Source organism: Streptomyces sp. NBC_01317 (assembly GCF_035961655.1).
Lineage (GTDB): Bacteria > Actinomycetota > Actinomycetes > Streptomycetales > Streptomycetaceae > Streptomyces.
Map to the genome: position 1 here is coordinate 4,987,994 of NZ_CP108393.1, position 17,971 is coordinate 5,005,964.

Consider the following 17,971-nt stretch of genomic DNA (forward strand, 5'->3'; position numbering starts at 1 on the left):
GGGGGGACTGACCCACATCGACGCGTCGGGCGCGGCCCGCATGGTCGACGTCTCCGCGAAAGACGTCACGGCGCGCACCGCCCGCGCCAGCGGACGTGTCCTCGTCTCGCCGCGCGTCGTCGAGCTGCTCAGGGGCGGGGGAGTGCCCAAGGGGGACGCGCTCGCCACGGCCCGTATCGCGGGCATCATGGGCGCCAAGCGGACGCCGGACCTGATCCCGCTCTGCCATCCGCTCGCCGTCTCGGGCGTCACGCTCGACCTGGCGGTCGCGGACGACGCCGTCGAGATCCTGGCGACGGTGAGGACGACGGACCGTACGGGCGTGGAGATGGAGGCCCTGACCGCGGTCTCCGTGGCCGCGCTCACGGTGGTCGACATGGTGAAGGCGGTCGACAAGGGCGCGGTGATCACGGACGTACGGGTCGAGGAGAAGACCGGCGGCAAGTCGGGCACGTGGGCGCGCGGGGCCGGGGACGGGAGCACGGCATGACGGACGATCCCGCCCTCCGAGCCACCACCTCTCCCCTCTCCACCCCCTACCGCGCCCTCGTCGTCACCGCCTCCAACCGCGCCGCCGCCGGTGTCTACGCCGACACGGGCGGCCCGATCCTGGTCGAGGGCCTCACCGCGCTCGGCTTCTCCGTCGAGGGCCCGAAGGTCGTCCCCGACGGCGACCCGGTCGAGCGGGCGCTGCGCGACGGCGTGGCCGCCGCGTACGACGTCATCCTGACCACGGGCGGTACGGGTATCTCCCCCACGGACCGCACCCCGGACGTCACCCGGCGCCTCCTGGACCACGAGATCCCCGGCATCCCGGAGGCGATCCGCGCCCAGGGCGCCACCAAGGTCCCCACCGCAGCGCTCTCGCGCGGACTCGCGGGCGTGGCCGGGCGGACGCTGATCGTCAACCTGCCGGGCTCGGCCGGAGGCGTACGGGACGGTCTCGCCGTCCTCAGCAAGCTGCTCACCCATGCCGTGGACCAGCTCCGCGGCGGCGATCACCCCCGTACCTCCGGATGAACCCCTCCTGGCCCGTGCTGCTGGTGGACGGAGACGTGACACTCCGTCCGATAAGGATGCGCGACCAGCGCGCCTGGCGAGAGGTCAACCGGCGCAACCGCGACTGGCTGCGCCCCTGGGAAGCGACGATTCCGCCGCCGGCCCCCGGGGCGCCGCTCGCCCAGCGCCCCACGTACCGGCAGATGGTCCGTCACCTGCGCGCCGAGGCGAACGCGGGCCGGATGCTGCCGTTTGTCATCGAGTACCAGGGGCGGCTGGTGGGGCAGTTGACCGTCGCCGGGATCACGTGGGGCTCCATGTGCTCCGGGCATGTCGGCTACTGGGTGGACCGTGAGGTCGCCGGGCGGGGTGTCATGCCGACGGCGGTGGCCATGGCGGTCGACCACTGCTTCCGTTCGGTGGGGCTGCACCGCGTCGAGATCTGCATTCGCCCGGAGAACGGGCCCAGCCGCCGCGTCGTCGAAAAGCTGGGATTCCGCGAGGAGGGGCTGCGCCCGCGCTATCTCCACATTGACGGAGCGTGGCGGGACCATCTCATTTACGTACTCACGGCGGAGGAGGCCCCGGAGGGTCTGGTCCACCGCTGGCACCAGGCGCGGAGGCCGGGAACGTCACGGAAATAAAATAAGTGTTCGAATTTGGTCCGATGTGACCATCAAGCGATCCGAACAATCACAAAAAAAGTCCGTGATATCAGCCAGATCGTGCGACACACCGGCCCAATTGGCGGATGCCCTCGCGCGAACCCCTCTACGGTGTGAACCGTGAGCAGCAGCGGCCTCATCTACGCAGTCATCGTCGGGGCCTGGGCCGCCTACTTGGTGCCGATGTGGCTCCGCAGGCAGGACGAGCTCAACGAGGCGCGCCCGACGGAACGGTTCAGCACCGCGATCCGGTTGCTGTCCGGCCGGGGCGCCATGGAGCGTCGTTACGCCAAGGAGCTACAGGTACGCGCCGCCGAGGAGGCGGGTTCCGACGTCGAACCGGACGATCGGGCGGAGTCGATGAGCTCCGTCGACGTCCGGGCCTTCTCCGCGCCCCCGGACCGGACCGAGGCGCGCCTGGAGATCCCCGCGGAGCTTCGCGGGGAGGCCAAGGCGCAGCCCCGGCCGCCGGCGCAGCGCCCCGCGCCACCCCGGCAGGCGGCGGCCCAGGTATCGGGACCGGCGCAGGCGCACGCCCCGGTCCCGGAGCCCGCGCCCGCGCGCCCGGAACGTACGTTCCGCCCGTCGCGTCCCTCCCGTACGGCCCGTCCGGTACGTGTCCCGCGTGCGGTACGTCCGCGTGCGGGACGGCAGTCGGGGGCGGCGGCGGAACGCGCCCGGCGCGCGCAGCGCTCGCAGGTCCTCGCGCGCCGTCGCCGTACCACCGTCCTCCTCTTCCTGGCCTTCACGCTCGGCGCCGTCGTGGCGGCGGTGGGGGGCCTGGGACTCCTCTGGGCACCGGCGGTCCCGGCGGTCCTGCTCAGCGTCTACATCGTGCATCTGCGCGGCCAGGAACGACGGCGCTTCGCCTTCACCATGGACCGGCGCAGGGCCGAGGCGGCGGCGCAGCGCCTGCGGGAGAACCGCCCGCGCCGCCACCAGCCGTCGCCCGCCGGCGGCGCCGGTGCCGGAGCCGGTGAGCCGGACGAGGAGGAGCCCGCGTCCCCGCCGGACTCCGCTCCCCCCGCGACGGTCTCGCCACAGGAGGCGGGCCGCCGCGCCCTGGTCGAGCAGACCGACCACGCGGAGTGGGTGGACCAGCAGCGCGAACGCGGCCCGGCGCGGGGCGACAGCTGGGACCCGGTCCCGGTCCCGCTCCCGACGTACGTCACGGCCCCGGTCGCCCCCCGTGCGAGCGGCGGCGTCGAGGTCGGCGACCCGGAAACCTGGAGCGCGGCCCGCTCCTCCACGGCGGAACCCACCCCGGAGACACCCCCGCAGCCCCCGGCCCAGCGCACCCCACCACCGCGCCGCACCCGCGACCGGGGCAGGACCCCCCTCTTCGACCAGTACGAGGAGGGCGACCGCCCCCGAGCGGCCAACGAGTGACGACCACCCCGTGACCAGCCGCCGAAGCCCCAACGGATTTCCGGGCACGGCGACGGGGGTGCTAAGGTTTCACTCGTTGCAAGGGCCTGTAGCGCAGTCTGGTAGCGCACCTCGTTCGCATCGAGGGGGTCAGGGGTTCGAATCCCCTCAGGTCCACTGCAAAGGCCGTTCGCGGGTCAGCTCGTAGGCGGTTCGCGGGTCCCGTCCGATCACTTTGATCGGGCGGGACTTCGTCGTTTCCGGGCTAGTCGGGAGGTCTGGGTGCGCGGGATGGGCCGGACGGATGTGTGCCGTGTGGCCTGTTGGGGCCGTGCGGACATGGCTGTGCACGCCGGTCGTCGGGGAGTTCGGCGTGCGCGAATGGGCTGGAGTTGTCGTACGGAGCCGGATTCAGCGGGAGCGTGGCGGCGGATGGCGCCCTGTGCCTGCCTTCGGCAACACGACGGCCGGGGTGCTGAGCGGGGGCAGCGGGTCGGTGGCGTCGAAGTGGTTGGCGGTGAGTTCGTCGGGGCCGACCACTTCGGTGAGCCAGTTCTCGAGAATCCTCAAGTTCGCGACGGTGACCACCAGGGCGAGGGAGAGGGCGAGGGAGAGGGCCTGAGTGACCTGGCCCGGGGCGGGGCGGGGCGGTGCTTGCGCTTGCCGATGTCGAGGGTGCCGCTCTTGAGACGGCCGTTGGCGCCTCGTTGTGGCTGCGGATGGGCTTGTACGTGTTCAGCCAGGAGGCGTGGATATAGGGGACGTGGCGGTACTTGGCCAGAGGCCAGTCGGGTCCCTCGGCGTCGGCAGGCATGGTGACCGAGACTGCCACGCAGACTGCGGGAAGGGCCTTCTTCGGCGGTGGCGCGAGGCGTTCGGCGTCGGGGACATGGACGGTGGGGCGGGCCGCCGCCTCGGTGGTATGGAATTGCGGGGCGTCGAGGTCGACCACTCGCGCGGGCATCGGGGCGGAGACGCGGGGGTGCAGCCGCCGTCGGCGCGCGTAGTAGACCGACGGGCAGGAGCCGCCGGCGGGGCACCGGACACGGATCGAGCCGCGGGCGTCGGGGCCCTGCTTGAGTTGAGGTGAAAGGGACCGCGGGCCTCGATCCTCTTGCCGAGGACGTCGCCGGGTGCGCGGACGGTGTCGTCGTCGGCGCCGGTAGTGGCGTGGATGAGCGGGGCAGGGGTGAGCGACCGTATATCCCGCCCAGCCCCTCCGGCGGAGACGGATTACTCTCTCGACGGGAAGCGGTCTTCAAGCGCTCTCTAGACCGCTGGCCACAGCTACTCGTGGACGCTCCACTCAGGCCCGAACAGCAGCCCGGCCTGCGGCGGCCGCGTGCCCATGGGGAAGCGATCGACGACCGCGGCCCGACAGATGCGCCGTATCTCCAGCTCGAACAGCTGGTCCAGGACTTCGCGATCCGGTACGTGAGCTGTGCCGTCGTCAGCCATCGAACCTGCTCCAGCGGATGCCAAGTTGGCCGAGGGGGCGCAAGGCGCTGCGGTGGACGGCGCCGATGCCGACGGTGGCGCTGCCCTCGTTCCAAGGGGCGGCCGCGATGACGGCTACGAGTCCGGGGCCGGCGAGGAAGGACATCGGATGCACCGGTGTCATGAAGGGCCGGAGCGGGACGTCGCGCAGTACGGAGCGGAGCTTGGGGAGGAGCTCGTCCGCGGGGGCGGACGCGTGTGCCAGGTACGGGCCCTCGAAGGTTGCCTCGTGCAGGAGGAATTGGAGGAGGAATTTACTCAGAGGTTCCTGCTCGGGCAGTGCCAGGCCATTCCGGGTGAGGAGGACGCTGTGGTCGCTGTCCCCGGTGTCGGGGAGACGGGGGCAGGACCATGACCAGCAGCCCTGGTTCTCCGACGCGAACGCGATGTACTCGCCGTCCCGGTCGTGGCCGTTCTCCTGCGGCCGGTGCATGTAGTTCTGTGTACCGAGCATTTTGGGCCGCCCCTCGGCCAGGCGGTAGAACGCCGCCAATGCGGTCGGCACGGCTTCCGCCGACGGGGCGGCGTTCCTGGGCGGGGACTCGGGGAACCATGACTCGACGAAGAGCGTCAGTGCCTGTTGCGGACGGTCCGTGACGAGACCGACCCACACCGGTGCCGGCAGTAGCGGATCAGGGCCGGGCGGGCGGACCGCGTCCAGTACCTCGCGGTCCAGCGGTTCGAAGAACTTGAACTCGTAGTGGTCGGGTCCGCCGCAGCCGAACCGGACGCCTCCGAGCAGCAGGCAGGCCGTTCCTACGCGGACGGCGACGTGGATCGGCCGCTGCTGCGGTTCCTCGAAGCTCCAGAAGTCCGTAAACCCGGAGAGTGCCTGAGCGGCCGCTTCCGGGACCTCGCCGGCCAACCGGAACAGGCTTTCGTTCCAGACGCCGCTGGACGCCAGGTCGTCACCGGCATCGGCGATGATCAGGATCTCCGTGGCGCCGACGACCACCGAGGCGCCTGTCAGCTCGAACCTTGTGGCATCAGGACCGAGCCGGGCCAGCAGTGCCCCTTCATCGACCCGGACCGGGCTTTGCTGCGGCATTCCGGGATTCTATGCGGGACAAAGTCATCGGCAGCGTGGGGACGATCTTCGAACGTCGGCCGCACCGCTGGTCAACCCCACTCGTGAACACCCCACCGCAAAGGCCGTTCGCGGGTCAGCTCGTAGGCGGTTCGCGGGTCCCGTCCGATCAGTTTGATCGGACGGGACTTCGTCGTTTCCGGGGTGTTCGGGGGGCCAGGGAACGTCAGATGTCGTTCCGGACACCCAAGGGCGGGATCGCGTCCGGCAGTGGGGTCCGCCGGAATCCTGGCCGCCACGATCGCGGCTCACGATTCCGTGATGTTGTCCTGCGGCGCCGGTGCGGCGGTGCGGTCGTCCGTCGTGCCGGGCCGGTGAGCAGCTCGGGCCGTACGGACCGAGGCGAAGGCCGTGGCGAGCAGTTCGAGCAGGGGGACCGCGCGGGGGTGGGGGTCGCGGCGCGGGGTGATCGCGTAGATGCCGCGGGTCGGGGGGTCGGCCAGGGCGACCGTAGTGACATCGGCCCGCAGCGCGGGCGTCAGCACGCCGGGGATCAGCGCGATCGCGTGACCGGTGGCGACCAGGGCGAGTTTGCCGGGCAGGTCGGCGGCGGTCAGACCGATGCGGGGGCTGACTCCGGCGCGGGCGGCGTGCTGGTGGAGGAGTGCCGCGGAGCCGTCGTTGTCCTCGGCCCAGGTCTCGTCGGCCAGCTCCTGGATGCGCACCGGCCCGCCCCCGGCGCGCGGATGGCCGGCGGGCAGGACGACGACCATCTCGTCCAGCCCGAGGAACCGGCGCTCGACCCGCGGGTCGACGGGCAGCCCCGGCGGGGCGTCGGTGACAAAAGCGATGTCGAGAGCGCCGGCGATCACACGGCTGTGCAGGGGTGCGCTGAGACCGGGACGCAGGCTCCACCGGAGGGATCCGTCCCGTTTCAGCAGGCCCTGAACGGCCTCGGGGACGATCCCCCCGGCGAGAGACGGCGTCGCCCCGATGGCCAGGGGCCTGTCGGACACCCCGCCGTGGAGGTCCCGTACCGCGCGAACGGCGCGGTCGGCCTCGTCGAGCGTGGCCAAGGCATGGCGCCGGAACACCTCACCGGCCGACGTCGGGCGCACCCCACGGGCATGGCGCTCCACCAAGGACACGCCGAGCTGCCGCTCCAGCCCGGCGATCTGCCGGGAAACGGCCGACTGCGTGTGATTCAACTCGGCCGCGGCCGCCGACAGCGAGCCGACCCGGCACACGGTCACGAAGGCCCGCCACACCGTCAGATCCATGGCGACAAGTATGGCGGGTGGTATGCGAATGACGCATGCCTGGGCTGCGAGATCTGCGCTTGTCGCAGTCGTCGCACTGCACCAGCATGGCGCCCATGACCACATCGCACACCATCGCCGTCCTCGGTCTGGGGCGCATGGGCGGCGCCATCGCGGCACGGCTGGCCACCCTGGGCCGGGACGTCGTCGGCTGGACCCGCTCCGGGCGCGCGTCAGGCACCGTCAAGACGACAGACGACCCGTACGAGGCCGTGGCGCGGGCCGATGTCGTACTCCTGGCACTGTTCGACGGACCGGCCTGTCGGCAGGTCGTCGACGACATCCGTTACTCACTCCGACCGGACACGCTGGTGCTCAACACGAGCACCGTCGCACCCGCCGAAGCGTCCCGTCTGGCCCGGGAACTCGGCCCGTCCTACGTCCACGCGCCCGTGCTCGGCTCGGTGTCCGCTGCCAACGCCGGTGCGCTGCGGATTCTTGCCGCCGGCGGCGAGGACGCACTCGACCGGGTCCGGCCGGTGCTCGAAACGCTGGGCACTGTCCGGTACGTGGACGACGCCTCCACCGCCGCCGCCCTGAAGCTGATCGCCAACCACAGCCTCGCCGGTGCCGTCCTCGCGCTGCGGGACTCACTGCGGCAGGCGAATGCCCTCGGCCTGCCCCGTACCCAGACGCTGGACATCCTTGAACTCGGCCAGCTCGGCGGGCTCGTGGCCCGCAAGCGCCCCTTCCTCCTCGGTGAGCCGACCGCCGCCACGGCCGAATTCACGATCGGTGCGCTGGACAAGGACATGGCTCTGCTGGCCGCCGCGTCGAACACTCCCTTGCGCGGGGCGACGGGCCTGGCCGGCGCTCCTGCCGCCCTGGACGACGACATCGCCGTCGCCGCCACGGTCCCCGCCGTGGCGGACGTCGTGCTCGAACCGCTCCGCGCCTACATCCGCGGACACGCCACCGGCGACCCCGCTCACTTCCGGGACGCGTTCCTCTCCACCGCCCACATCGAAGGGATACGGGATGGCGCGTTCGTCTCCTGGCGCCTGGACGAGTACCGCACCCTCTTCCAGGGCCGGCCGGCACCGGACGAACCGGCCCGCGCCCGCCGTATCGACTCCGTAGAGGTCCACGGCACCGTCGCGACCGCCACCATGACGCTCTCGCACGGTGCGGACACGTTCACCGACGTCTTCCTGCTGGTCCGCACCGACGACGGCTGGCGCATCGCCAACAAGGCGTATCACCGCCACTCCTGAGAGGGCGCGAAGGGACCGTTGCCGGGGAACGGTCCCTTCCCGCCGTCTCGCCACGCCCTAGGACTGGGTGACGAAGTACGGGGTCACCGTCAGCCAGCCGTTGGCCCGGGCGCCGTTGAGGCGGCCCGTGGAGGTGTTGGCCAGGGTGTACCAGGAGTCCACGTAGTCCGGGTCGTTGGTCCACCAGGAGGCGGGGATCGCGTCGAGGATCGCGTTCACCAGGGGGATGTAGGTGCCCAGGTCGGTGATGGTGAGCAGGGCGTCCGCCAGGGCCTTGGCCAGGGCCTGGTAGTTGGTGTCGCCGTCGTCCTCCATCATCACCACGTCGGCGAGGTTGTACTTGTACGAGGACCAGTTGACGAGAATCTGGTTCGGGTAGTACGTCGTGCCGTCGTTGTCCAAGTACGGCATGTCGACCGTGTCGACGCGCACCTTGCCGTCGAAACCGAAGCCGCTGACGATCGAGAAGACCTCGGCGTCACCCGAGACCCAGGGCTCCTCGTCGCTCGACAGCTGGACCGAGTCGATCTTGGTGGTCCAGAAGCCCGCCGCCGCCGACCGGGTGGGAGAGGTGGGGGCCTGCTGGGCGGGAGCGGACAGGCCCCGCTCCGTCAGTTCCTTGTTGAGCGTTCTCAGTCCTGCTGTCATCGCCCGCGACACGTCGATGTCCACCACGTAGACCGGGCGGTCCGGGGTCCGCCGGGCGTCCAGCGTGTGCGCGCGGCCCCGGCTGTCGTACGCCGTGATCGTCTCCGCGCTGTCGTCCGTGGTGGCCGCCGCGACCAACGGGGCCGTACCCGAAGCCAGTTCACCCCGCATGGACGGGGCGGCCAGGCGCAGGCGCAGCAGGGAGCCGGTGTCGGCGGCCAGGCCCTTGGCCTCGGCGATGTGCCGGTCGGCGGTCGCGATCGCCGGTTCGAGGGCGCTGCCGGCCCGGGTGGTGGTCCGGCCGGTCAGCGCGCGCAGGTCGATCTGGTCCGAGGCGAGCGCGGCGGTACGTACCTGGGTCCGCCAGCTCCCCTCGCCGAGCGACTCGGCGAACGCGCGGGCCGTGCTGTCCTCGATACGGCCGACCGTCGACGTGGAGGTGGGCGAGGAGGTAGAGGTGGACGCGGACGTGGAGGCGGACGGCGAGGAAGCCGGCGCCGCGCCCGCCGCCGGCGACGCCACTCCTTGCAGAGCGGCGACAGCGGCGGCGCAGAGTGCGAGAGCGAGGGCACTGCGGCGCGTGCGGGACGTGCGCGACATGCGGGACGGGCTCAAGCGATCCTCCTGGAGGCCGGCCGCGAGCGCCTCTCGACGCGGCGGCGGTGTGGGGGCGTTGCGTTCAGGACTGCGCCGGATCTGTGGATCTGTGAGCGGTGAGCCGTGGATCTATGCGGGTAGACCCATGCTCCGAAAAGCATGTCCGTAGCATGTCAAATCTGCAAGGGCGCCTCGGTGAACAACGTCGGTGAACAACGTCAGAGCGCCAGGTGCATGACGTGCAGTCCCACATATCCCTTCCCCGGGTGCCGGAACGCCCCCGGCACCGTGCCCACCACCTCGAAGCCGAGCGAGCGGTACAGCCTCACCGCGTGCTCGTTCGTCTCCACCACCGCGTTGAACTGAATCCCCCGGAACCCCGCCGCCCGCGCCCACTCCACCGTGTACTCGCACAGTGCCCGGCCGACGCCCCGCCCCGAACGCGCCGGATCGACCATGTAGCTCGCGCTCGCGATGTGCGAACCGTTGCCCATCTGGTTGGTGTTCATCTTCGCCGTGCCGAGGACGGCCCCGGCGTCGTCGACGGCGACGACCGTACGGTTCGGGGCCGGCAGCAGCCACATGTCCCGCCCGGCCTCCTCCGGCAGGTCGGTCGCGTACGTGAAGGTCTCGCCCGCGGCGACGATCTCGTGGAAGAAGGGCCATATGGCGGGCCAGTCGGCCGCCGTGGCTTCTCGGATCAACATCCGCACACCATGGCATGTACGGGGTGCGGACGCCGAGCGGTTTTCGGTACGGGGAGAACGGCGGCGCGCGCCAGGTCGGCCGCCGCGGCCCCGTACTCCGACAGGCTCCCTCCGAGCGTCAGGTGAGGGCTCGGCGCATGCCGCTCAGGCCGTACTCGAAGGCGCGGTCGATGTCGCCCCCGAGCCGGAAGGCGCCGTTGATCTCCATCTCGATGAAGCCGGTGACCCAAGCCGTCAGCATGCGCGCGGCCTCAAGTGCCTCCTCCTCGCCGACGAGTTCCGCGGCGATGCGCAATACCGGGCCGGCCAGGCGGGCGAGGGCCTCGGGGGCCGCGTGCGGCGAATGCATGAGCCGGAAGCCCTCGGGCCACTTCAAAGCCTGTCGCCGGTAGCAGCGTGCCAGGTCCTCAAGGGTGCCGTCGGTCGCCTCCAGGTGAGTGGTCATGTCGGCGACGGTCGCCTCGGCCACGGCGGCCAGGAGGGCGCCGCGGTTGTCGACGTGCTTGTACAGCGAAGGGGCCCGCACCCCCACCCGACTGGCGACGCTCTGCATGGTCAGTCCCTGCTGACCGCCCGTCTCCAGCAGCTCACGGCCGGCGGTGACGATCCGGCTGAGCGAGGTCTTCTCCGGAGTCGGCATGATCCACACTTCCCCTCTGAAAGCTATTGACCGAAGCCATCATAGCTACGTAGGTTAGCTATCAGAACCCGCAGTCCTCATCCCAGAGAGAGTCTCCATGAAGCTCGCACCTCATTTGCACCGCCTCGGCAACGACGTGGTGGCGTGCTACCTCATCGACACCCCCGACGGCATCACGCTCGTCGACGCGGGCCTGCCGGGCCACTGGCGCGATCTCCAGCGCGAACTGAGCTCCCTGGGCAAGTCCGTCGCCGACATCCGCGGACTCGTCCTGACCCACGGCGACTCCGACCACATCGGCTTCGCCGAACGTCTCCGCGAGGAGCACGGTGTGCCGGTGTTCATCCACGCCGCCGATGCCGCCCGCGCGCGCACCGGAGACAAGCCCAAGAGCACGCTCGGCCCCCTGCGGCCGGGCCCCACGCTGCGTTTCTTCGGCTACTTGTTGAGCAAGAACGGCCTCAGGACCCGATACGTCGCCTCGGTCACCGAGGTCCACGACGGCGACGTCCTGGACCTGCCCGGCAACCCCTCGATCGTGGGCATGCCGGGACACTCCCCGGGGAGCGTGGCCGTACATGTCCCCCTCGCCGACGCCGTCTTCGTCGGGGACGCCCTGACCACCCGGCACGTCCTCACCGGCCGCACCGGACCACAGCCCGCACCCTTCACGGACGACGAGGCCGAAGCACTCGCCTCCCTCGACAAGATCGCCGGACTGCGGGCGTCCTGGGTACTTCCCGGCCACGGCGCCCCCTGGCGCACCTCACCGGCGCAGGTGGGCGAGACGATCAGGAAGAGCTGATCCGCGGCCACGACCCGGACCCTGTCCTCCTGCCCGACCCGGGCGACCACCGCCGGACGCCGCGGCAGGTCGCCGGTGACGGTGGCACTCACCCCCTCCCGACCGTGTACGGCATCGACCGCACCCGGTTGTCGAAGTTCGACGGGACCAGGACCGGCGCAGCCGTCGCGCGCAGGCCGGGTGCCCGCGTCAGCAGCTCGCGGAAGAGCGCCTTCATCTCCTGCTTGGCGAGGTACGTGCCCAGGCAGTAGTGCGGCCCCCCGCCCCCGTACCCGACATGGGGGTTCGGGCTGCGCGTGATGTCGAAGGCGTCCGGGTCGGTGAAGACGGTCTCGTCGCGGTTGGCCGACGCGTAGAAGAGGACGACCTTGTCGCCCTCGCGGAAGGTGTGGCCGTTCATCCGGTGGTCCCGGGTGAGCGTGCGCCGGAACTGGATGATCGGCGTCGAGTGCCGCACGATCTCCTCCGTCGCGCCGTCCGCGTACCGGTCGAAGTCCCCCATCAGCAGCGCCCGTTGCTCCGGGTGGCGGGTGAGTAGGTCCAGGCCGTGCGCGAGGGCGTTCCTGGTCGTCTCGACGCCCGCGACCATCAGGAGGGAGAAGAAGGCGCCCAGTTGACGACCCGTCAGAGCCTGCCCGTCGACGTCGGCACTGACCAGCATCGACACCAGGTCGTCCGTGGGGTTCTTGCGGCGCTCCCGGCCCAGGTCCGCCACCATGCCCTGCATCGAGGCGAGCGCCCGCAGGCCCTTGCCCGGCATCCGGAACCGGTCGCGAGCCGCCCGCGCCACCCCCGTGTCGCCCGAGGCGCGGTTCACCTGGCCCAGGATCGCCGGCCGTTCCTTCTCCGGGATGCCCATCAGATTGCAGATGACCTCGAACGGCATCCGCGACGCGACCGCCGTGACGAAGTCCCCCGGCCGGCCGTCGAAGCCCGCGCCCCCGCCCGCGCCGCCCCCGTCCGCCAGCACATCGTCCACGATCCGCGCCGCCACCGCCCGGATGTCCTCCTCCGTCCGGCCGAGGATGCGCGGGGTGAAGGACCGGGAGACGATACGGCGCAGCTGCGCGTGGTGCGGGCCGTCCAGATTGACCAGGGAGTCGCCGAACAGCGCGCGCACCCAGCGGGCCGGCTCGGGTGTCGTGGCGCCCGGCGCGCTGGCGAACACCTCGGGGTTGCGGCTCGCCTCGACCACGTCCGCGTGGGTGACCAGCGCGTGGAATCCGCGCTCCCGCCGCCCCCGGCCCTTTTCCCGCTCCACGAAGTACTGAGGCGCGTCCCATTGACGCAGCAGGGCGAATGCGTGCAGCCGTTCGGCGTGCGGACGTTGCCAGAACGACGGATCCCCGAGATCCGGTCTCGGTCCCTCCGGCTTTTCTCCCCCTACCGCGGCCTGTTCCGCCAGCGTGGTCATGGGAATTCCTCTCGGGTCGGGGTGTGGTCAAGGAGCTTGCCACGAAGAGGAGGTTCCGGCGCGGGACCAACTCTCGCACAGGAGAACGAAATGCGAGTGCGCTCGCCCACTCGGGTGACGCGGACTCACGGACATTCCCCGCGGGCCGCTACTGTGCGGGAGCATGACCACTCCCCACACCGCCGCGAACAGCCTTCGTCACACCCCTCTCCTGGGCACCCTTTCGGTGATTCCCTGGACCAGCGATCCCGCCGACGAAGAACGCAACGCGCCTTATCTGCTGGCCTATTCACTGGGTGACGGCCGCGAGGGCCCGGAGGTCGGCGAGGAGACCATGCGGACCGTCCTCGGCGAGGTCGGGCTGAAGCCCGGCGGCGACCTGATGGACCTCTCCCGCAGCCCCGGCCTCGGGATCAAGCTGCTGGTGGAGGCGGGCCGGGCCGTCCTGACCATGCCGTACCTCAACGCGCAGTGCCCCGTCCCGCCGGAGTGGGAGGAGGACGCGCGCGAGATCGGGCACGTCTACTTCATGGTCGCCACCCGGCCGTGGACCTCGGGGACGCCCGGAAAGCCCGTCACCGAGGAGCGTTTGCGCGCCTTCATCGGGGACGACGAAGTGCTTTCCAGCGCCGCGCACTGCCTGCTGCCCGTACGGAGCCTGCGCGGCTGAGTCCGCCGGACGGGCCCCAGGCGGCGGGCGTGGAAAGCATCGCCTCACTCACGGAGCGTGGAAAGCATGACATCAGCACTGGTCGGCAATGCGACAGCCGGCGAAGGAAACAGGAAACACGCGAAGGACGAGACGGCGGCGCCGGACGGAACCGGGCTTTCCCCGGGAGGCGTTCGGGCGTTCGCGCTGATGCTGGTGATCACGGGTGCGATGGGGTTGCTGGCGGCGTGGGTGATCACGCTGGACAAGTTCAAGCTGCTGGAGGACCCGAATTTCACCCCCGGGTGCAGTCTGAATCCGGTCGTGTCCTGCGGGAACATCATGAAGAGCGCCCAGGCGTCGGTCTTCGGATTCCCGAATCCGATGCTGGGGCTCGCGACCTATCCCGTGGTGATGGGGATCGGGATCGCGCTGCTGGCCGGGGCGCGCTACCGCAGCTGGTTCTGGCTCGGCCTCAACGCGGGCACGCTCTTTGGTGTCGCGTTCTGCACCTGGCTCCAGTACGAGTCGCTCTACCGGATCAACTCGTTGTGCCTGTGGTGCTGTCTGGCCTGGGCCGGCACGATCGTCATGTTCTGGTACGTGACCTCCCACAACCTCCGCCACGGGATCATCCCCGCGCCCGCCGGGCTGCGCGGACTGCTGGGTGAGTTCACCTGGGTGCTGCCCGTGCTGCACATCGGGATCATCGGGATGCTGATCCTCACCCGTTGGTGGGACTTCTGGATCAGCTGACCGACCGCTGATCAGGCCGGTACGAGCAGTTCGGCCCCCGGCCCCGGCGAGCGGGGCGGGGGCCGGCACGGCGAACTTCGCGGCGGCGGACCGCGTTCCGGAAGGTCCGGTGCTACTTGCCCAGCGCCTTGCCCAGCGGGATCCCGCCGAGCAGCTTGTTGCCCTTCGACTTGCTCAGGCTCGCCGCGGTGTCCTTCACCGCGTTGAGGAGCGAGCCCTTGTTCTTGGAGTCGAGCGCGTTGGTGTTCAGCGGCGAACCGCTGCGCAGCCCCTCACTCGCCAGGGTGTCGACGGCGCCGTTCAGGCTCATCGAGGAGGAGCCTTCGGCGGCGAACGCGGGGCTGGCGGCACCCAGCGCCATCATGGAACCGGCGACGACCGCGGCGACCTTCATGGGCTTCATTCTTGAATCCTTCTTTCAGCGATGTCAGTTGTGAGGCGGCGGGACAAGCGGCAGGACAGGCGGCGAGACAACTCGCCTTTCGCGCGGGCCTCTTGGAGGTTTCCCTCGCGCGGCCTCGTCATGGGTAACGATTCCTGGGCGCCCCGGAAACTCCGTGCGGAAGGAATTCTGGGCAGGCCACCCGAATGAAGGGGACTCGGCCTATTCTCGTATCAAATCCCCCGCGCCCGGATCCCTCGACGAGGGACCCGGGCGCGGGGGTGTGTCGCGGCCCGTTCTCACGGGCGGAGTGCGCTCAGGAGGACTGCCCGGGGGTCGCCGGGAGCGCCGGGAGCTGGGGCGTCGTCGGCGTCGTGGGCGTCGCGGGTGTCGTGGGAACTGCCGGGAGCTTGGGCGCCCCCGGGACGGGGGGCGGCGTCGGCAGGTCGGGCAGGACACCGCTCAGCAGGTTCGTGAGCAGGGTGATGAGCGATGCGAGTACGGCCTGGATCTGGGCGAGCACGTCGGCCGGAGCCGCGGCGGCGGTGGCCTCGACCAGGCCGTCCGTCGACGTCCGCACCGCCGCGAGCGCGTCGCTCCTCGCGTCGGCCGGGAGCGTGTGGATGGTGTCGTCCGTCTGCTCGGGACCGGGAACGGCCGCACCGGCCACCTCGGTCAGCAGCTCGACCTGCTTGCCGAGGGCGTCGGCGGTGGGGAGCGGTGCGCGAGCGCTGCCGGCGTCGTGGCGGGCGGAGAGGGCCGCGCCGAGCGAGGCGGCTTCGCCGGCGGCGTGGGAGGCGGCGACGGCCGGGCCCGCGGTACCGAGGATCAGCGCGGCGCAGACGGCGGCGGTGGCGGCGCGACGTGACAGCAGGGGACGCATGCGGGGTGTCCTTTCGGGGGGAGCGTCGGGAACGTTGGTCTCACCGTGGGTTCCACGACTGCGGCCCGCAACCGATCGGGCATCTGACGCACTGTCGGCCAACCGGTGGTCGTACCTCCCCTGACCTGGTACGACCTGTCACCGCCCGGCACCACGCCGCTCGGCGCCCGCCCGCCGAAAGGGTGGCGGGGGCGGACCCGTACAGCGGAAGAGCCGCCCTGCCCCCGAGGGGTGGGCGGCTCTTCCCGGCGTCGGCGACGACGGTGACCAGGGGTCAGGCGTTGACGCAGGTGTTGCCGAAGGTCGGGTTGAGCAGGCCGATGACGTTGACCGTGTTGCCGCAGAGGTTCACGGGGATGTGGACCGGGACCTGGAGCAGGTTGCCGGAGAGCACGCCCGGGGAACCGACAGCCGCGCCCTTCGCGCCGGCGTCGGCAAAGGCAACGCCGGACGCACCGGCGACGGCGGCGGCAGCCGCGGTGGACAGAACAACAGCCTTGGCGATACGCGACATGGGAGAGAGCTCCTCGGAGATAAAGGGAACGGCATGGCGGGCGCAGTTGCCCGACTCATCCATCAACGCCGCAGCGGGCCATCGGTTGCGCGCCCGAATGAGTGAAGCGAGCCCGCCGGCCGGGCACGCGCGGCCACAAAAGGTGCCCGTTCCCGATAGCGGAGGTTGTCGCCGGGCCACGTGACCGGTGGTTGTCGGCGGTGTCCGACACCGTTCGAACCGGGGCGTTTTCCATAAACGCGAGTCCGGTTGTACGTTCAGCGTTTTTCCGTGAGTTCCAGCGCGTCTGGCGTGATTTTCAGCCCGGTCTCTGTAAAGGTTCCCGGGTGTTTGTGTATGGAATTCAGCGACACGCCCGGACCGTATCGGCATTGCGTTCGATTCGTTGTCGGGCGTGACTCCGCCCCTCCCGGTGCGTTTCTCGTAGAGGCAGCAGCACGGGGCTCGGCTCCGTGGGTCCACGAGTGGAAAGAGTTGCGCGTGCAGCCACAGCGGCACCGGCCGGGGACCGGCTTCACGGCGCTCCATCTCGTCCAGCCGGTCGACGGCGGGGTCGCGACGGTGGTCCTGGACCTGGCCGGGGCTCAGGCCGCCGCCGGGACACGGGTGGTGGTCGCCTGTCCCGCGGAGGGGCCGCTCGCCGCGGAAGCCGCCCGCAGGGGTGCGGAGGTACGGGAGTGGCGGGCCACCCGCGATCCCGGACCCGGTCTGTACGAGGAGACGCGGCAGGTGGTCCGGCTCGTCGAGGACGTACGCCCCGATCTGGTCCACGCCCACAGCGCGAAGGCCGGCCTCGCCGGACGGCTCGCCGTCCGGGGCCGTGTCCCGACCGTCTTCCAGCCGCACGCCTGGTCGTTCGAGGCGGTCGGCGGGGTGACGGGCCTCCTGGCGCGGCGCTGGGAACGGTGGGCGACCCGCTGGACCGACCGGGTCGTCTGCGTCAGCGAGGCGGAGCGGCGTACGGGCGAGGACGCCGGTGTACGGGCCTCCTGGGCCGTCGTCCACAACGGCGTCGACCTCGACCGCTTCCGGCCCGCCGCCGAACCGGCGGCGGACCCGGCCGCCCTCCGCGCGGCGCTCCCGCTCCTCGCCGGACTGCCCGCGACCGCCCCGCTCGTCGTGTGCGTCGGCCGGCTGTGCCGCCAGAAGGGGCAGGACATCCTGCTGCGCGCCTGGCCGCTGATCGCCCGCCAGGTCCCGGGGGCGCGGCTGGTGCTCGTCGGCGAAGGACCCGAGTCCTCGGCGCTGCGGGACGCGGCACCGCCCTCCGTCCTGTTCGCCGGAGCCGTACCGGACGCCACGCCCTGGTACCGGGCGGCCGATCTGGTCGTCCTTCCCTCCCGTTGGGAAGGCATGGCGGTCGCCCCGCTGGAAGCGATGGCGTGCGGCCGCCCCGTTGTCCTCAGTGACGTCGACGGCGCGCGCGAGAGCCTGCCGCCGGGGCGGGAGGCTCTCTGCCTCGTTCCACCCGAGGACCCGCCCGCGCTGGCGGAGGCCGTGAGCGCCCTGCTCCGCGACAGGCCACTGCGCGAAGCCGTCGGCAGTCAGGGCCGCCGGCACGTACTCAGCAGTTACGACGTGCGGCAGACCGCGCGGGCCATCGCGGACGTGTACCGCGACGTGGCCGCCGTGCCGCGCCCCGAACGCAGGGAGCCGATCCCCCAGTGACCACGGAAAGCACCAGCGTTCCCCCGCCGTCGGGGCGCGCGCGCCGGGCCGGCCCGTCCACAGGACGCCCGTCGACGGTGCGTCAGCCGTCCGGCCGTCAGGCACCCGGTCTGCAAGCACCCGGCCCGCATCCCCCGGGCCCGCATCCCCCGGGCCCGCATGCCCCCGGCCCGCATCCCTCCGGCCCGCATCCCCCCGGGCGCCGGCCCCGGGGGCGGA

The 17,971-nt window shown here is 71.3% G+C and carries 20 protein-coding genes and 1 tRNA gene; 10 read left to right on the forward strand and 11 right to left on the reverse strand.

Translation table 11 applies throughout. The features are described 5' to 3' along the window. Window positions 1-40: 40 nt before the first annotated feature. The 5 genes from moaC (at window position 41) to OG349_RS21595 (ending at window position 3,209) form a co-directional block, all read left to right on the forward strand. Window positions 41-490, forward strand: coding sequence for a cyclic pyranopterin monophosphate synthase MoaC (gene moaC / locus OG349_RS21575; RefSeq protein WP_327236163.1), 450 nt, complete (start codon window positions 41-43; stop codon window positions 488-490). Next, window positions 487-1,020 (forward strand): MogA/MoaB family molybdenum cofactor biosynthesis protein, encoded by a 534-nt coding sequence (locus tag OG349_RS21580; RefSeq protein WP_327236164.1) that lies wholly within the window; start codon window positions 487-489, stop codon window positions 1,018-1,020. The genes moaC and OG349_RS21580 overlap by 4 nt, the downstream gene beginning before the upstream one ends. Then, complete coding sequence (locus tag OG349_RS21585) at window positions 1,017-1,643, forward strand: GNAT family N-acetyltransferase (protein WP_161312720.1); 627 nt, start codon at window positions 1,017-1,019, stop codon at window positions 1,641-1,643. The genes OG349_RS21580 and OG349_RS21585 overlap by 4 nt, the downstream gene beginning before the upstream one ends. A 141-nt stretch (window positions 1,644-1,784) precedes the next feature. Further along, on the forward strand, window positions 1,785-3,053 hold the full coding sequence (gene sepX / locus OG349_RS21590; protein ID WP_327236165.1) for a divisome protein SepX/GlpR: 1,269 nt from the start codon (window positions 1,785-1,787) through the stop codon (window positions 3,051-3,053). 82 nt (window positions 3,054-3,135) lie between these two features. Beyond that, window positions 3,136-3,209 (forward strand) — tRNA-Ala (locus tag OG349_RS21595). Between the two features lie 234 nt (window positions 3,210-3,443). Here OG349_RS21595 and OG349_RS21600 read toward each other — a convergent pair. From OG349_RS21600 to OG349_RS21615, 4 genes are all read right to left on the reverse strand, one after another. Next, window positions 3,444-3,602, reverse strand: a complete 159-nt coding sequence (locus tag OG349_RS21600) for a hypothetical protein (RefSeq protein ID WP_327236166.1) — start codon at window positions 3,600-3,602, stop codon at window positions 3,444-3,446. A gap of 717 nt (window positions 3,603-4,319) precedes the next feature. After that, window positions 4,320-4,490: a hypothetical protein gene (locus OG349_RS21605; protein WP_327236167.1), complete on the reverse strand. Its 171-nt coding sequence runs from the start codon at window positions 4,488-4,490 to the stop codon at window positions 4,320-4,322. Beyond that, complete coding sequence (locus OG349_RS21610; protein WP_327236168.1) at window positions 4,483-5,577, reverse strand: hypothetical protein; 1,095 nt, start codon at window positions 5,575-5,577, stop codon at window positions 4,483-4,485. Before OG349_RS21610 ends, OG349_RS21605 begins: the two co-directional genes overlap by 8 nt. A 287-nt stretch (window positions 5,578-5,864) precedes the next feature. Beyond that, window positions 5,865-6,836, reverse strand: coding sequence for a LysR family transcriptional regulator (locus OG349_RS21615; protein ID WP_327236169.1), 972 nt, complete (start codon window positions 6,834-6,836; stop codon window positions 5,865-5,867). 95 nt (window positions 6,837-6,931) lie between these two features. Here OG349_RS21615 and OG349_RS21620 point away from each other — a divergent pair, with 95 nt between their 5' ends. Continuing rightward, the gene (locus OG349_RS21620; protein WP_327236170.1) at window positions 6,932-8,089 is read left to right on the forward strand and encodes a nuclear transport factor 2 family protein; all 1,158 of its coding nucleotides are present in this window, start codon (window positions 6,932-6,934) and stop codon (window positions 8,087-8,089) included. A 57-nt stretch (window positions 8,090-8,146) separates the two neighbouring features. Here the strand turns inward: OG349_RS21620 and OG349_RS21625 are convergent, their stop codons facing one another. From OG349_RS21625 to OG349_RS21635, 3 genes are all read right to left on the reverse strand, one after another. Then, complete coding sequence (locus OG349_RS21625; RefSeq protein WP_327236171.1) at window positions 8,147-9,352, reverse strand: DUF3103 family protein; 1,206 nt, start codon at window positions 9,350-9,352, stop codon at window positions 8,147-8,149. Between the two features lie 200 nt (window positions 9,353-9,552). Then, the gene (locus tag OG349_RS21630) at window positions 9,553-10,041 is read right to left on the reverse strand and encodes a GNAT family N-acetyltransferase (RefSeq protein WP_327236172.1); all 489 of its coding nucleotides are present in this window, start codon (window positions 10,039-10,041) and stop codon (window positions 9,553-9,555) included. 118 nt (window positions 10,042-10,159) lie between these two features. After that, window positions 10,160-10,681, reverse strand: coding sequence for a TetR/AcrR family transcriptional regulator (locus tag OG349_RS21635; protein WP_327236173.1), 522 nt, complete (start codon window positions 10,679-10,681; stop codon window positions 10,160-10,162). 97 nt (window positions 10,682-10,778) lie between these two features. Here OG349_RS21635 and OG349_RS21640 point away from each other — a divergent pair, with 97 nt between their 5' ends. After that, complete coding sequence (locus OG349_RS21640; protein ID WP_327236174.1) at window positions 10,779-11,486, forward strand: MBL fold metallo-hydrolase; 708 nt, start codon at window positions 10,779-10,781, stop codon at window positions 11,484-11,486. An 88-nt stretch (window positions 11,487-11,574) separates the two neighbouring features. Here OG349_RS21640 and OG349_RS21645 read toward each other — a convergent pair whose 3' ends face one another. After that, window positions 11,575-12,900 carry a cytochrome P450 gene (locus tag OG349_RS21645; protein WP_327236175.1) on the reverse strand — a complete coding sequence of 442 codons (1,326 nt, stop codon included), beginning with the start codon at window positions 12,898-12,900 and terminating at the stop codon, window positions 11,575-11,577. Between the two features lie 163 nt (window positions 12,901-13,063). Here OG349_RS21645 and OG349_RS21650 point away from each other — a divergent pair, with 163 nt between their 5' ends. Together OG349_RS21650 and OG349_RS21655 are read left to right on the forward strand one after the other, a co-directional pair. Next, complete coding sequence (locus OG349_RS21650) at window positions 13,064-13,570, forward strand: DUF5949 family protein (protein WP_327236176.1); 507 nt, start codon at window positions 13,064-13,066, stop codon at window positions 13,568-13,570. Between the two features lie 66 nt (window positions 13,571-13,636). After that, window positions 13,637-14,305: a vitamin K epoxide reductase family protein gene (locus OG349_RS21655; protein ID WP_327236177.1), complete on the forward strand. Its 669-nt coding sequence runs from the start codon at window positions 13,637-13,639 to the stop codon at window positions 14,303-14,305. 112 nt (window positions 14,306-14,417) lie between these two features. Here the strand turns inward: OG349_RS21655 and OG349_RS21660 are convergent, their stop codons facing one another. The 3 genes from OG349_RS21660 to OG349_RS21670 all read right to left on the reverse strand — a co-directional run bounded on the left by OG349_RS21660 (window position 14,418) and on the right by OG349_RS21670 (window position 16,084). Next, on the reverse strand, window positions 14,418-14,708 hold the full coding sequence (locus OG349_RS21660; RefSeq protein ID WP_327236178.1) for a hypothetical protein: 291 nt from the start codon (window positions 14,706-14,708) through the stop codon (window positions 14,418-14,420). A gap of 295 nt (window positions 14,709-15,003) precedes the next feature. Next, entirely contained in the window at window positions 15,004-15,570 is a 567-nt protein-coding gene (locus OG349_RS21665; protein WP_327236179.1) for a hypothetical protein, read from the reverse strand. A gap of 274 nt (window positions 15,571-15,844) precedes the next feature. Then, on the reverse strand, window positions 15,845-16,084 hold the full coding sequence (locus OG349_RS21670; RefSeq protein ID WP_327236180.1) for a chaplin: 240 nt from the start codon (window positions 16,082-16,084) through the stop codon (window positions 15,845-15,847). Window positions 16,085-16,564: 480 nt separating this feature from the next. On the opposite strand from OG349_RS21670, the gene OG349_RS21675 reads away from it, so the two are divergent. Then, the gene (locus OG349_RS21675; RefSeq protein ID WP_327236181.1) at window positions 16,565-17,752 is read left to right on the forward strand and encodes a glycosyltransferase family 4 protein; all 1,188 of its coding nucleotides are present in this window, start codon (window positions 16,565-16,567) and stop codon (window positions 17,750-17,752) included. Window positions 17,753-17,971: the final 219 nt, after the last annotated feature.